The 13,829-nt window shown below is 50.4% G+C and carries 13 protein-coding genes; all 13 read right to left on the bottom strand.

All coding sequences use genetic code 11. The features are described from left to right. Nucleotides 1-230 precede the first annotated feature (230 nt). Nucleotides 231-1,784: an ABC-F family ATP-binding cassette domain-containing protein gene (locus MHI43_RS12340; protein ID WP_036665385.1), complete on the bottom strand. Its 1,554-nt coding sequence runs from the start codon at nt 1,782-1,784 to the stop codon at nt 231-233. A 122-nt stretch (nt 1,785-1,906) separates the two neighbouring features. Further along, complete coding sequence (locus MHI43_RS12335) at nt 1,907-2,896, bottom strand: hypothetical protein (RefSeq protein ID WP_036665387.1); 990 nt, start codon at nt 2,894-2,896, stop codon at nt 1,907-1,909. Continuing rightward, nucleotides 2,883-3,437: a hypothetical protein gene (locus MHI43_RS12330; RefSeq protein ID WP_015734690.1), complete on the bottom strand. Its 555-nt coding sequence runs from the start codon at nt 3,435-3,437 to the stop codon at nt 2,883-2,885. Before MHI43_RS12330 ends, MHI43_RS12335 begins: the two co-directional genes overlap by 14 nt. A 5-nt stretch (nt 3,438-3,442) precedes the next feature. Then, nucleotides 3,443-3,817, bottom strand: coding sequence for a hypothetical protein (locus MHI43_RS12325; protein WP_015734689.1), 375 nt, complete (start codon nt 3,815-3,817; stop codon nt 3,443-3,445). A 45-nt stretch (nt 3,818-3,862) separates the two neighbouring features. Then, nucleotides 3,863-4,321 (bottom strand): hypothetical protein, encoded by a 459-nt coding sequence (locus tag MHI43_RS12320; RefSeq protein ID WP_009596009.1) that lies wholly within the window; start codon nt 4,319-4,321, stop codon nt 3,863-3,865. A gap of 82 nt (nt 4,322-4,403) precedes the next feature. Then, complete coding sequence (locus tag MHI43_RS12315) at nt 4,404-6,476, bottom strand: hypothetical protein (RefSeq protein ID WP_036665389.1); 2,073 nt, start codon at nt 6,474-6,476, stop codon at nt 4,404-4,406. Continuing rightward, on the bottom strand, nt 6,466-8,376 hold the full coding sequence (locus tag MHI43_RS12310; protein ID WP_036665390.1) for an ATPase, T2SS/T4P/T4SS family: 1,911 nt from the start codon (nt 8,374-8,376) through the stop codon (nt 6,466-6,468). Before MHI43_RS12310 ends, MHI43_RS12315 begins: the two co-directional genes overlap by 11 nt. After that, entirely contained in the window at nt 8,363-9,232 is an 870-nt protein-coding gene (locus MHI43_RS12305; RefSeq protein ID WP_036665391.1) for a hypothetical protein, read from the bottom strand. The genes MHI43_RS12310 and MHI43_RS12305 overlap by 14 nt, the downstream gene beginning before the upstream one ends. Beyond that, entirely contained in the window at nt 9,229-9,411 is a 183-nt protein-coding gene (locus MHI43_RS12300; RefSeq protein ID WP_341283261.1) for a hypothetical protein, read from the bottom strand. Before MHI43_RS12300 ends, MHI43_RS12305 begins: the two co-directional genes overlap by 4 nt. 2 nt (nt 9,412-9,413) lie before the next feature. Continuing rightward, a complete protein-coding gene (locus MHI43_RS12295; protein ID WP_235201888.1) occupies nt 9,414-9,935 on the bottom strand; it encodes a hypothetical protein in 522 nt (173 codons plus the stop codon). 54 nt (nt 9,936-9,989) lie between these two features. Next, nucleotides 9,990-11,093, bottom strand: a complete 1,104-nt coding sequence (locus MHI43_RS12290; RefSeq protein WP_036665392.1) for an SAF domain-containing protein — start codon at nt 11,091-11,093, stop codon at nt 9,990-9,992. Nucleotides 11,094-11,121: 28 nt separating this feature from the next. After that, entirely contained in the window at nt 11,122-12,588 is a 1,467-nt protein-coding gene (locus tag MHI43_RS12285) for a serine/threonine-protein kinase (RefSeq protein ID WP_036665394.1), read from the bottom strand. Nucleotides 12,589-12,747: 159 nt separating this feature from the next. Further along, nucleotides 12,748-13,824: an SAM-dependent methyltransferase gene (locus MHI43_RS12280; protein WP_036665395.1), complete on the bottom strand. Its 1,077-nt coding sequence runs from the start codon at nt 13,822-13,824 to the stop codon at nt 12,748-12,750. Nucleotides 13,825-13,829 lie beyond the last annotated feature (5 nt).

The following is a 13,829-nucleotide window of genomic DNA, read 5'->3' as shown; positions in this document are numbered from 1 at the left end:
GTCAAATCCATGTCTTCCATCAACATCTCCTCCGTTCATGTCAAGTTGCTTCTAGCATATCATAAAAAAGGATTCATCCATAGCAGGACCGAGAGCCGAAGAGGATCGAGTACGCCAAAAAGGATGACCAGCAGCGTGCTTCCGGTCATCCTTAAGGAGTAACGATTAAACTCGTTTAGATTCAGGTTCATCATCCAACTTGTGCGCTGGATTGTGATCCGTCAATGGGGTCAAGCGTTCTGGTTGGACCAATCTTCGACGTTCCAGATCTTCGTTACCCAATCTTCATAAAATTCAGGTTCGTGGGAAACCAACAGGATGGTGCCTTTGTATTCCTTCAAGGCACGTTTTAGTTCCTCCTTGGCCACAACGTCAAGATGGTTTGTCGGTTCGTCAAACAGAATCCAGTTGCTCTCGCGCATCAGAAGTTTACACAGACGGACTTTTGCCTGTTCGCCACCGCTAAGCGCCTTCATCGGACGGGTAATATGCTCGTTTTTGAGTCCGCAGCGAGCAAGGGCCGCACGAACCTCGTGCTGGTTCAAATGTGAGAATTCGTTCCACACGTCATCAATCGGCGTGATATTCCCCGGACGTACTTCCTGCTCGAAATAAGCGGGCACGAGAAAGTCCCCTTGATATGTCTTGCCCGAGAAGGCCGGGATTTTCCCTAAGATGGTCTTGAGCAGCGTTGATTTACCCACGCCATTACATCCGACAATGGCAATCTTCTCTCCGCGTTCGATCATGATGCTCATTTTGGGAAGCAATGGCCGATCGTAGCCGATCTCAAAATCAATGCCCTCAAATACCGTTTTACCGCTGGCGCGGGCTTCCTTGAAGTTAAACACGGGTTTAGCCGCTTCCTCAGGACGGTCAATCCGTTCCATGCGATCCAGCTGCTTCTCCCGGCTCTTTGCTCGGCCGGACGTGGAGTAGCGGGCCTTGTTCCGCTGAATAAAGTCTTCCTGTTTCTTAATGAACTCTTGCTGCTTCTCGTAGGCATCGATATGCTGATTCTTGTTGATATCGGCCATTTCCAGAAACTTCTCGTAGTTCGCTGTATAACGCGTTAATTTCGCAAATTCCAAATGATAGATGACGTCGACCACCTGGTTCATAAATTCCGTATCATGGGAAATCAAAATGAACGCATAAGGGTACTGCTTCAAATATTGAGTCAGCCATTCAATGTGCTCAACATCCAGATAGTTGGTAGGCTCGTCCAATAGAAGAACGTTAGGCTTCTCCAGCAGAAGTTTCGCCAGCAGCACCTTAGTGCGCTGCCCACCGCTTAATGTCGCCACATCGCGATCCAGGCCGATCACGGACAACCCTAGACCGTTGGCCATTTCTTCAACCTTTACGTCCAGCATGTAGAAATCCCCGATGTCCAGCTGCTCCTGAATCTCGCCCATCTGTTCGAGCAGTAGCTCGAGCTCTTCAGGAGTCGCATCACTCATCTTATTGGTGATTTCCATCATTTCTTTTTCCAGCTCCAGCAGGGGCAGAAAGGCATCCTTCAGTACATCGCGCACCGTTTTGCCCGGTGTCAGCTTGGTATGCTGATCCAAGTATCCGTAACGGATTTTCGGCGTCCACTCTACCTTGCCGCTGTCTTTAAGCAGCTGACCCGTCAAAATATTCATTAGCGTTGATTTGCCTACGCCGTTTGCTCCGACAAGACCGACATGTTCTCCGGCCAGCAAACGAAAAGATACATTCTTGAATAGAGTACGATCCCCGAAATTATGCGATACGTTCTCTACGGTCAATAAACTCATGGCTATAGTAACTCCTGTCTGTATAAAATGAACTTATTTCATGTTAATTTAGCGAATTGTACACAGTCAAGAGTTTATTGTAACACATCATCGAGTCCGGCCGAAACTATGATTTTCGGGGATCACGGGATACCGGGATTATAACAGCTTTTCTCATGATAACCGGCTGCCGCTGCTTCCTTGGCACTAGGAAACACCTCCTCCACCCGATCGTTGAAAGAGCAGGCATCCCGATAATAATAGGGGAGCCCCCAGTCATCCACCGCGCCGAAATAGGTCGGAGCTTTAACGAGTCGGCCGCCTCCAAGCGCGTAGTTATTGTAATATTGTTCGCCCATGGGAATGCCTTGAATGAAAGCCATCATACCGATATCGTCAATCGTATTTACCCACTCTTCCTGGGAAATCAAAGGCAGCGTAAACGTATAAGAGATTCCGTTCCGCAGCGCAACTTGATTGTGGCGCTGTATGTAATAGGCAAGACGCTCTTGAACCGTATTCACGATGGTGATCCGCCGGACTTGTTCAAACACATCCTCATGATCCAACAAAGCCACGCCTGTTCTGCCAATGAGATCCTCCCGAAATCCAGAATGCCAGATAGAGGAATTGGATTCATATACCTGAACGTAAGAATCCAGCGTAAACTGAATGCTGTTGCCGCTGCCGTCATTCCAGGCATAAGGAATTTTGGGAGTCCATCGATGCTCCATAAGCTCCTCGCCGTCATCGTCAACATAGGGCTGTGATACAAACAAATAATACCCGTCATAGTCCAGCACAACGATGGCAGGAATATACCACCATAAGGCAGCTTGTGCAGCCTTGTCATCTCCGATCCCCATGTTGATATACAATGTCCGGGAAAATGACTCCAGCGCTTGTTCTTTATCCGCACGCATATACTTCATGGAATCATAAGCCGACTCCTTGGACTGCGTCTCGTTATCGTTCAGTTTCATCCCGCCGTCTTGAACGGCCGCGCGCAGAGCACCCGTATATTTCATCTCGGCAAACCGGACATCCTCCAGGCTCTCGGCGCGCATGCCTAGGATGAGAAACATGGGGAAGAACACGGCAGTAAACACGATGGCAAGATCAGTAATCTTCATTCAGAACCAATCCTCCGTATGGGAATGCGATAGCTGCTGTTCCTTCTGAATTGGATCCTGTCAACGCATCGAATATCACCAATCCGGGTGTGCGATTCAAGCTGGTGACGCTAACCTGAAAGTGATCGCCGGCAGTTAGACGGTAGCGGCGGCTATCATCGCTTTTATCCAGATTCGAGTCCGGGAACAGATACCCCATCAGATCATCCTGATAATAAGCATCATATACGACGGAATAACGGTTCAAGAATGATCCGGGATCCGAATGATCGGCATATTCCGGGTGGTATTTCTTGTGATGATGCTCCATCTCGACATTGTAAATGTTCCCTGTCGCCGCCAACTCTTGAAGGAAGTCATTGTACATGGTCGGGGTAATATATCCCTTAGTGCGAACACTGTCTACGAATTTGGTAACGGATTGATAAACGATGAGTCGTGACAGATCATCCTGTCTTCTTGCCATCTCGCCAGCGGGAACCAAATATAACAGAAGGAGCGCCAGAAATGCCGCAAACCATTTCGAAACCGAATTTGACATGGTTGTTACCTCGCTTTTACAAACTGGATCCGTTCTATTTCCCCATCCGCTCCCCGAATGTACTCCGCATGATACCGTGCGTTCAAGTCGATGATCGAAACATCCAGCTCCTCCGGATGACTGCCTGAATGGAACACCGTTCCATCCACATCAACGGTAAAGTCGCCTGCCTCTAATTCTCGCAGCGTAAACAAGACTTCGCTTCCTACATAGGTCAGCTTCCCGTTCTCGTTAGTCATCTTTACGGTTGTCACTCCGGCATGCTGCTCTTGAGTCATTCGGTCCGCGGCTGTTATCCCGCTACCAACCATTGCCTGAATATGGAAAGCATACAAGGATGCGCCGAGAAACAACGCCACCCCCGCAGCCAATTCTAGCATGCTTATTGTTGCATCTCGCAAGATTAGTCACCTTTCTATTCATAACTATTGATCGAATTTAATTCCCCGGATCACGTTGGAATTGTCTTTCACGATGGTCGCCCTAAACTTCCCGCTTGGGTTGACGTACTCCGGGCTTTTCTCATCCATGACGAGGTTGATGTTCCCTTGCCTGGAATCCGGATTCAGGATCGATCCGTCCGACTCCAGTACGTTGCCGTACCATTGCCCTGCTTTATTTTTACCTGTTGCAATGAAAACGCCGAACTGATCCTTATCCTTATATTTGCGCAGTGCATTCGTAACTTGAGAACCGCTGATCGTCGTTCCGTCATACACGGTAAAGGCTGCCTGGGACAGCTCCGTCTGTATATCCGAAAAATTGTTCTGGGCGGTTTTGGTTGCCTCCTGGGCCGAAATAAACAAAATGACAACGATCGTAATCAGGGCAATGGTCAAAAATATGCCTGCTGCAACCTTTAATGCGGATGATGCGTTATTCATTGAAATCCCCCTCATTTCCCTTATTGTTTTTTATATGAACCTAGTGATTATCGTTTCAGTAGTGCTTAGGCCTTGTATTACTTCAAAGTCGTTGAATTTGCTCATAATACGTTTCCATTTGGGAGAAACTCATGCCGATCAGCGGAATGACAAGATACATAAAGATCAGCGCATACATCGGAGTAAAACCGATCATCCGCGCCCATGCGGCTTTCGTGTCGATCATCGCTTCATATTCCTGCTTGCGCTGCTCGAAGCTGAATATCATCTCCCCGTCGAGATCGTCGAATACGTCCTTGATCGGAACTTTATCCACCGCAAGGATCAGCTTGTCCACCAACCGTTGAAATTCGGGTAACCAGACGTCTTCCTTCAGCTCCAGTAAAGCCAACTGCGCGCCATGTTCATAGTGAAGCAGGCTTTTTTGAATGGGAACCTTGAAAATAACGGCGAACCGGTTAAGCCATTCCAATATAACTTCAACCGTGATTCGCTCCATACCGCGCAGGATCGATATGACCGTCTGAAATTGATATACTTCATGCCGCATTTCCATGTTTCGCACTTTCCGGTGAAAATACAGCAGCCACAGTGGCGCCCCATAACCTGCAATACCTGCCATGAAGGAGAGCAGCAGCTCCCACCACTTCAAATACTCGCTATCATACCGCTTCAGCTTGGTCATGATTCGATCGGCTGCAATCTCAATTTGTTCCTTGGTCAAACCAACAGAATCTGTATCTCTTACGGCCTGTTGGATCTGGTCATGCGTTGCTTTCGTTGACATTTGCAGCTGCTCCATGATCACCCGATCCCGCCGGGCAGTCTCCTCTGCCTGCAAGCGCTCAACATCATTCATCTGTCCGAACAGAGAATGATTTAATGGAACGGGGACAAATAACAAATGATGCCTAGACTGTACATGCAGTCCAACGGCCAGCGACAGCGCTAAAAAGAAACCGAGGAAAAAAAACGTTACCCTTCTGATATACAGCCACTCGAATTTGATTTTCGCATTGCTCTCCTTCAGCAGCCGAACCCGGCTGTCATATTTCATCGTGCCTGGGGTCGGGGTCATGATCCCCGCAAGCCAGCGAATAATAGGAATTCGGTACATTCTTTCTTCCCACGTCACTTTCCGTGCTACTGCCCGGTAATCGGTTTCCCGATTTTGCTGGAGCTTCTGGAGCAGGATGTAAGAAATCAGGATAATGACGTAAATGGATATCTTGGTCACAAATCCGAGCTTGCTCATGTAAAACTCATCCATTGACGGAAAACTGCTTCTCGCCCACCGTTCGATCGGTTTCGTAAAAAAAACCGGGGCCAGCGCAATTGCATTCAAACCCTTCATCAAGTAATCAAGCTTGTCTCTTCGCAATATTTCCAATTGGATTTCCTTGGTCAATCCGCTGAGCCCAAGAAGATAAATAGAGCCTTGTTTTCTCGCATGATCGCCAAACTCCATCACCAGATGGGAAATGCCCGCAAACGCCTTTAAATACCGGTTAGGCGCTACCTCATAATATCGCTCCAGCTCATCATTAGGATCTTGGGATACGAGGGCATTATAGATCCGATGGGCATGTATGGAGATTTCATGTCCCGAAGTCTCTGCCCCTTCATACAAAGCCTCCTCGACCATTCCATGCTGCTGATAGTGATGACGGACGAGGGAGAACAATTCAACCGATTGAACAAGCAGCTTGCGCTCCAGCCGGTTAATGAACATCTCAACAAGCATATTGTTAATAACCACGGCGGCAAGGATGACTATCACGATAAATCCCAGGTCCGGATGACTCCATATCAGCAGCAGGGCAGTTAACCCGATAATCCCTGTAATCGCGCAAGCAAGCTTCACCGTCTCATACCGAAGCGAAATTTCATCGTAAGGATGGATGATCGCGATTCTCTGCCTGATCCGTTTGATATACGATTGGACGAGCGGGAGTTTCACTCCATACATATAAGCCAATTGGAACCATTGGCGGTATATACCGCGAAACGGCTTTCCTTCACCCGCATCGAACCTTCCGGCAAAATTCCCACGGTTTCCTCGTCTTCTGGACATCCACGACACCAAACCGAACGTAATCGAGAACAGCGTCAGGGATGTAATGAATATCAGGATTAACACGTCTTTAGAGGCCACGTTGTTCCCCCCAGCCCGAGTCCAGAAATATTCTGAATTCCTCCGCATCCTCCGGATGCATCTGCTCGGTCATTTCGCGAATGCTGATTTCGGATAGTTTGGCGCAAGCAATATATGCACCGTCCCGGTATTCAATCACATTGCGGGACACATAGCAGCGGTCCTCGTTCAGTCTCCGCATATGCTCTGCACTTAAATGAAAATACTCCTCCATGCTGCTCTTCCAATTGTTTTCCGTAGAAGCTTCGAATTGCGGCAGCGCCCCCTTATCCACCGGAATGCACTCTGTAATTCGCTCTATGTAACGGTTTCCGAAAGCGTCTCTTCTCAAATGAATGTCAAAGTTGATCACGCTGACCACCTGCTGCTCGGCAATGTGCTCTTGCCTGAACGCGCCGCTCTTGAGCAGGGAGTTGCGCAGGGATTGAACCAAATCCCTGAATGTCTTGGCATGATGGGTAAATACGGTAAACAGACTTGCTACTTGAGACATCTGTATCATCCATGACGCAACCTCGTCGCTGGCAACCTCACCAAGGATATTGACCGTACCGTCCGTTTTCTTCTGCAGATCCAGCCCTGCCTGTCCGCTGATATGCTCCGTTTCCCTGAAGCTGAGAATGTTCCTGCGGCTGTAGATTTTCCTTAAGTGGAGCTCGAAGGCCATCTCCTGAACCCGGAGGGTATAGGAGGCATAGATATGGCCAACCATTGCCATCAGCAGCGTGGTTTTTCCTGATCCTTGAGCACCGGTAATCGCCGTAATCCGGCTGCCTCTCATCAAATATTTCAATAAACCGATCACCAGCTCGGAGCCGCTCCCCGTAATCAATTGATCAAGCGTAGCCTTGGGCAAATCGAACTTGCGTACAAAAAATGCCCAGGATTCGGCAAACGGTGGCCTTACCACAACAACCCTGGAGCCATCCTTCATCTCATTCACTTTGTAACCGCTGGCTTCCGACAGCTGTCCCGGATGATTATATTTGTATATGTTTTGACATACCCGCTTAAGCTCCAGCATCGAACCAAACGATAAAAAAGCAAGATGAAGCGAAACACCCCGGTAAAAAATCCAAACGCTCTCACAGCCTGATGCAGGCAATTCGGCATTCGAAAGACCTAGCCCCAAAAAATCATCCGGTCCGTAAAAGGTATTCTGTCCGCTGTCGCGGTCGACGGGAACGCCGCTGACTCCCCCACTGATCCCGTCAATCCGCTGATCCCTGATTTCATCCACGACGGAAAATCCTTTGTACTGCTGATAAATGCGCTGAACAACGATATCCAGCTTCTCCTGAAACAGAAGCGCACGCTGCTCTGACTCATAAATATAAGCAATGTCTTCCGCGGTAACCGCATAAACGCTGCCCTCCCCGTAACCGGGAATGACGCGAGGCTGCGCAAGATCGTATGTCTCCAGAAGTACGGATAAAGCATCCTCCCCGTGCCGCTGCTGGTACAGGTACAAGAGAATCTCGAATTGATCCTGGGCCGTTAATTCGGTTAGGCTTTCAAACGGAATGGCTGCATCAATGTTGGACTCGTTCAATCCCAAATCCTTGACAAGCAGCTGCTTTAAAAAATCCTTAACGTACGCCTTGTCCATCGCATCACCGGATACGCAGCCCTTGAGCGCGCTTCGCAACTCGCTCCGCTTGTTCAGCCTGCGGCGATATGCTTCTTCGTGCAGCCCTAAATCAGACAATTGGCTGTGCGTCAGCTGATGCAGGCTTTCCTTAACAAATGCCGTCATGGCTTCGATCGAATAGGGATCCGGGCCCCGCGTTATAGCAGCCGCCGGTTTACGGGTATCCATATAACGCAGATAGACAAACAGCAAGACTAACAAAACCAGGATGATGATCCACATCGTGTTCAAGGCGTTACCCAAAAGCATGCAGGCCCCCCGCTTTCGAACGGCCGGACGGAAGTCCGAGCTGTTCAGCCGACGCATCAGCCAGGTGACGGACGGCATTATACAGTGAATTCAAACCTTTCTGATCCGCGCCCCCACGGTTGCGCTGCATGTAGGGAATAATCGAACTCATATTCCATGCATCCGTCATGCGGGAGCAATACGGAACGCCAACCGCCATCGTTTTGATTCCAAAGCGGCGCTTCATATTTTGCAGTGTGCAGCTGCTCTCCCGATCATATTTGCCGATCATGTACAAGCAGTCTTTTTCCTTCAGCTCCGGAGGAAGTCTTTCCTTCTCAAGCTCTCTCTTCAGGATATGCAAATTCTGATTCAATCCAACGATGATCAAGTCTGCCGCTTGAAGTATTGCACGATCCGCAGCTCGGGGAACACCATTGCCGGCATCCGCTACGGTAACGTCATAACTTCGTTTGGAGGACGCCAAGACCTTGAGCATTAGTTCAGTCCGATTCACGCCTTCCGCATGTCTAGCAGAACTGAAATCATTGGCCGACGTCGGCTTCGGTCCGCACAAAAGATCTAGCCGATCAGACAGCAGCGGCAGGGCATAATTGCGGACATTATCCGGATTCAGCCTCCCGCTTGCATTGAGCCGTTCGAGGGCATCCAATCCGGTATCCTGAAACGCCGCCATATAATCGAACGCTTCCTCCTTCAGCGCAAAGGCCTGTTCCACTCGTTCTCCTGCTTGTCCACCATGGGCAAGCAGCACTTTGACCTGGTATTCAAACGCCAATACGATCGGTAAACATGCGGCCAACAGCGTGCTGCCGCTCCCGCTTTTTAATGGGCTCCATACAGCAATCAGACTCATGCATGCCTCCTTCCCGCTTGCCTAAACGCCCGGCGGATATGCCGCTGCTCCATCTCCGTCAGGATCCGAATCAGTTCGGTAAGCGACCGCTTATACTGTCGTGACAATGGCTTGATGCCCAGTCTACCTGCATGTTCGTTTTTTATTTTCAGCGCAAAAAACAACTCATCCCAAGGCATCTTCACAGGGGGGCCAGCCATTGAATCCGGCTATCCTCCATAAAGCCTTCAATATAGGACCCGTCCGCCAGGTCTTCGATAACCTGTACGTATACGCGATGGAAAGGCGGCAGCGGGTCATCTGTTCTTGCGGCTCTTAGTTCATCCAGCAAGGCCGCGCTCTTTCGCAATCCCGTTACTTCGAATCCGCTGACCCAAACATGGGCATCCGCCGTATCCCACTGATCCTTGTCCATAAATTGCGGCTTCTCCACGTCCATCACAATATAGTCATATTTCTTCTCATTCATTTCTTCCAGATAATCCATCAGTGACGTATAACTCCCAAATCCTGTTGCCACGTCGAAACCGGCAAACTCCATGACCGGCAGCTGGGGATGCATTACGCTAATGCAATGTCTGTACTTCGCATCTATCGCGCCATCGACGAGCAGCACCCTGCTGTCTCCATTGGCTAGTATTTTGCACATGTACAGGAGCATATCGCTCTTGTCGCAGATGCCCGAAAATATCCACCTCTTCACTTTGGTTACACTCCTTCGCTTACCAACTGTTCTCCGGGGCTCACTTTGTCATTCCTACGGACTCGAGAATATGAAATCAGCCTCTGGCGGTGTCTTATTACTGCCGTCCTGGGTATCTGTCCTCCCGGTTGACCCCAAAATCTGCCCGGCCTCCGAAGCCTTCTCCTCCCGAAGCGTAACCTCCGTATTCACGTCATCGTCCGTGAGAATGCCATCGGAACTCGTTCCGGTAGCGGATTTCGCAGGGGGATTTATATGGGATGCCGGGCTCCAAGAATCCGGACTCCTGGCTCCGCCAGCATAGGCGGAATTAGGAGGCATGTCGGACACTTGCGCCTGCTGACTCGGCTGGAGTTTGCTTAAATCATCTTCAAGCGTGTTTCGGAGCGTAAGCTCCAATTGCTTCTCGGCTTTCTTCACGATATTCGGGTTGCTTGCAATCAGCTTCGTCACCTCCGCGTTCGGCGGATAGTTCGGAATCGCTCTCTCTTGCAGCTCGGGTTCTACATAGGTAAGCGCATAGAGCGTAGCATCATGCAGATAAGCGTCAACCAATGCGCTGGAGAGCAATAAGATTTCCTGCTCGCTTAACGTTGTCCAAAATGCCGGATTTTGGAGCCTGTCAATCTTCTTTTTGGATAAAACGATGTAATCCTGTCCGGTTGGAAACTGGACTCTAACATCAATGACATCCCCCTTGCGCAAGTCGCTTGGCAGATATACGGATTTCATCTCCCGGTGACGGAGATCGGGCCGAGTCGGCTCCTCTTCGAAGAGCATCGCGCCGGTAATCGGCATTCCCTGAAGCAGCTCGATCTTGGCGCCCTTCCCCGCGATCTCTTCCCTGCCCGAGAAGAGATTGCCGGACGTGCCGTCATACGGCAAACGCACTTCCTTGATGTCCTTGGCCTCAATGAAATGACCAGGCGGAATATCTCTTACCGGGACCCATGCCGCCTGCATCGAATTGAGCTGCTGCAGCTGGGTCTCTTCAAGCTCCGCGATTCGCTGCTCGTATTGGGTGCGCTCCACGTGCCGCTGTTCTTTAGAGCCGTGCACATAATACAACATGGCGCCGGCACATACAGCCCCAGTTACGGCTGCGCCGGCAAGTCCGGCAAATATCAGTTTGCGGCTTCGCCTCCTGATAATCGGCATGGCTTCATCTCCTTCAGTTCAAATGCGGTCAATTCTTTAAAAACCTGAATCTTCGCTTCCGTTCAGCCTGCGGCAAGTAGTCCTGAAAGAGCCGGGCGAACGCCTGCCGACTGCTGTCAGGTATTTCGAAAGGGTCCAATTGCAGGGGCAAGGCATAAACCTTATTCGTGCCTAGCGTTTTCCTCATCTCCTGAATCGTTTCTTCTCCGGCAAGGGGCAGGGCATAGATCCGGCCCGGCTGCGGGTGCCTGGACAGCATTCGGGCCAGCGTCGCTACATCATGCCGCCTCCACTCCGCTCCCGACCCGATAACAATCGGCAGATCGGCCCGCAGGAATTCCTCAAGCCTTTCACTGTCCCTGTACGCCCCCAAATCCAATATAACCGCATCGTAACTGCCCCCGAGCAGCGAAATCACTTCCGTCCTCGCTGTTTGTCGCCAAAAGTGGATCCCGTTAATCTCGAATTTGCGGATAGAGCCGAGCCTTCCGCCCTCCGCTATTTCCTGTATGCGGCTGAACGAGGTCGATTTGGCGCTCATTTCAACGACGGCTACCTTTCCGTACCTTGAAGCAAGGAAATGTCCGAAGGCGATGCAGCTATGCGTGGTTCCTACGCCGGATGATGCACCTAGTACGGCCGCAACAAGCGTCCCGGGCACCGTGCTGGTTTGAACCGCAGATAGATTCGCGGAAATCGAATGCTGCCGCTTCAGCGCGGACCGAACTTCAGCTGTCGATTGATATCGATGCTCCGGAGCATATTGAAGCAGCTTTCGGATAACCGGCACTAACTCTCTTGGCAAATCGCCGCGAATATGGCGCTCCACTCCCGTGATCCATTCGCTGAATTTGCCGCCGGTCGAGAGATAAAGCAGAAGCGCCCCCAATCCGTACAAATCCGATCTGGCATCGCTTTGCCTGCCTCCGTATTGCTCCGGTGCCGCAAATCCGACCGTGCCGAGCTTGACCGTATCCTCGCCGCTCTCATGCTTGTAGCTTCTCGCGATTCCGAAATCGATGAGTCGGACTTCCAGCTGATCGGTCAGCATGATGTTCGAAGGCTTTAAATCCCTGAATATGACTTGGGGCTCATGAAGGTGAAGATACTCCAGGACGTCCAGCAGCTGCTCCGTCAGCTCCATGATGAAGTCCGGATTCACGTTTCCACGGTAACCCCGGAAATATTTTTCCAATGTCATGCCTTGAATGTAATCCATAACCAAATAGGTATAGCCGTTGTCCTCATCACGAAAAAAATCGACGATGCGCGGCAGACGCGGATGGCTCAGTTTAATCAGAAGCTGTGCCTCATCCTGAACGGTGCGCTGCATACCCGGTTCAGACAAAGTCTCCTTCACCGCCCATTGCTTCCCAGGCAGCTTCAGATCTTCGGCCAGATATACACAGCTCATGCCCCCTTCGCCGATGACGCGGTCAATGACGTAACGCTCACCCAATACATCCCCATGCACCAATTTGCAAGGCTGATTCATCTCAATGCCCTCTCCTCTGACTTACAAGCACAACAAAAAAAGGAAAGCACTCCGCTCTATCACTGAAACGTGATCATAGCGGGATGCTTTCCCTTTAGTTGCCGTTGGTTAATTTTGGAATCATTATAGAACAAAACACTTGAACTTGTAAAGGCTTTTTTAATACTTAATCATATAAAGCGTAATCTCGTCCCGATTATGGAACAACTGCTTCGCTCCCTGAATCTGCATTCTGGACGCTTCAAATACCGACATGATCTCCTTCACCAATGCCATTGGCTTCTTGGTCAGCAGCTTAACCGTAACGACGGCCGTGCCGCCCGTTTCAAGGCTGTGCAGCAGCCCGGTCACCATTCGGGCCATCAGTTTGGGGCTCCAGCTCATATCGCATACCAGCAGTTCGAATTCATGCTCTCTAAACGTTACGTCCGCAGCATTTTTATGGATGACACGCAGGTTTTTATGCCCATCCAGGGAGGGGTGCATTTTCGCCGGATCTACCGCCGTAACCTGCAAGCCGCGTTCCAATAAAAAGGATGTCCAGCCTCCCGGCGCTGCTCCGATATCGACAGCCTTGCGGAACGTATCGAAGGGTATCCCGAACTGCTTCTCGGCTTCAAGCAGCTTAAATTTGGCTCTTGAGATTTGACCCTCTTCCCGCTGAAAACGGACCGCGCCTCCGTTCCAATCCGACAGATTGTCCTCCGGACGCGACACACCGGCATACCAGACATTGTCAGCAGCGAATAGTGAAATGATCCATTCGGGTGCCTGGACCGTGTATTCCAGCTCAAGCGGTGCCAAGCGAAGCTGCAAATCGTCCCGAAGGGCTGCGGGGCTCTCCGTCCATGAGCTGTTCTCCGTCTTGCGGATTTGGATGGATGCGCGGCTTTGGCTAATCTCCTCCCGCTTCAGCACATGATCTGCTGTCAATTGCAGCGCTGCGTCTACGGATTCGGCCGCGATTTCCCATTGTACCGGAAAGAGATGCCGCAGGAAAATAGGCGGCTTTGACGTAATCAGCCGCTTAGCCTCAGCTTCGGAGCTGCCGAGTGTCATCAAAAACACCTCGCCTGGCATCATCATGGTGCTTTTTAGGCTGCCAAACATCCGGCGCAGCTCTTCCTGGGCATACGGAGCGAAACCATGATTTGCTGTGCATACCCATTTACTGTGAAAATCCCGATGGTTCTGATTCTGTTCCTCATGTTCCTGCATTACGTTTAATTCGTCCAAACGGA

Origin of the sequence: Paenibacillus sp. FSL H8-0457 (assembly GCF_038051935.1) — a bacterium.
GTDB classification, from domain to species: Bacteria; Bacillota; Bacilli; order Paenibacillales; family Paenibacillaceae; genus Paenibacillus_AQ; species Paenibacillus_AQ lautus_A.
This window is presented reverse-complemented; position numbering and strand designations above follow the sequence as displayed.

Coding starts and splice junctions, on each gene's coding strand:
- MHI43_RS12340 (WP_036665385.1), bottom strand. CDS start 1,784: ATGAGTTTATTGACCGTAGAGAACGTATCGCATAATTTCGGGGATCGT.
- MHI43_RS12335 (WP_036665387.1), bottom strand. CDS start 2,896: ATGAAGATTACTGATCTTGCCATCGTGTTTACTGCCGTGTTCTTCCCC.
- MHI43_RS12330 (WP_015734690.1), bottom strand. CDS start 3,437: ATGTCAAATTCGGTTTCGAAATGGTTTGCGGCATTTCTGGCGCTCCTT.
- MHI43_RS12325 (WP_015734689.1), bottom strand. CDS start 3,817: ATGCTAGAATTGGCTGCGGGGGTGGCGTTGTTTCTCGGCGCATCCTTG.
- MHI43_RS12320 (WP_009596009.1), bottom strand. CDS start 4,321: ATGAATAACGCATCATCCGCATTAAAGGTTGCAGCAGGCATATTTTTG.
- MHI43_RS12310 (WP_036665390.1), bottom strand. CDS start 8,376: ATGCTTTTGGGTAACGCCTTGAACACGATGTGGATCATCATCCTGGTT.
- MHI43_RS12305 (WP_036665391.1), bottom strand. CDS start 9,232: ATGAGTCTGATTGCTGTATGGAGCCCATTAAAAAGCGGGAGCGGCAGC.
- MHI43_RS12300 (WP_341283261.1), bottom strand. CDS start 9,411: ATGCCTTGGGATGAGTTGTTTTTTGCGCTGAAAATAAAAAACGAACAT.
- MHI43_RS12290 (WP_036665392.1), bottom strand. CDS start 11,093: ATGCCGATTATCAGGAGGCGAAGCCGCAAACTGATATTTGCCGGACTT.
- MHI43_RS12285 (WP_036665394.1), bottom strand. CDS start 12,588: ATGAATCAGCCTTGCAAATTGGTGCATGGGGATGTATTGGGTGAGCGT.